Genomic DNA, 261 nt, shown 5'->3' on the forward strand with positions numbered 1-261 from the left:
TTCAAATGGATCTGTATTCCTATGTGGTTTAGTAACCTTATATGTTATCGCTTTAAACAAGATGTTTCGTATACACAAGAAGATTTTGACAAAGCATTAGAGCAAGACTTATTTCGTCCATGTACGGGCCAAGAGCTGGCTACATTTGGCTGGACAAAAGCGTTTGGGAAACACGGCGAAACTTTATCGCATTTTTCACAAAAAAGTATTTTAGTTTGCGCTAAGCGCGAAGAAAAAGTATTACCTGCATCGGTTATAAAT

1 protein-coding gene is annotated in these 261 nt (G+C 37.2%); it reads left to right on the forward strand.

Annotation, left to right across the window (positions count from 1 at the left end):
- Nucleotides 1-21: 21 nt before the first annotated feature.
- On the forward strand, nucleotides 22-261 hold a 240-nt coding region (rdgC, locus tag AAEY62_RS23125; protein WP_350636776.1), incomplete at its 3' end, for a recombination-associated protein RdgC.

The sequence above is a fragment of the Pseudoalteromonas sp. GW168-MNA-CIBAN-0100 genome (genome assembly GCF_040309225.1).
Lineage (GTDB): Bacteria > Pseudomonadota > Gammaproteobacteria > Enterobacterales > Alteromonadaceae > Pseudoalteromonas > Pseudoalteromonas arctica.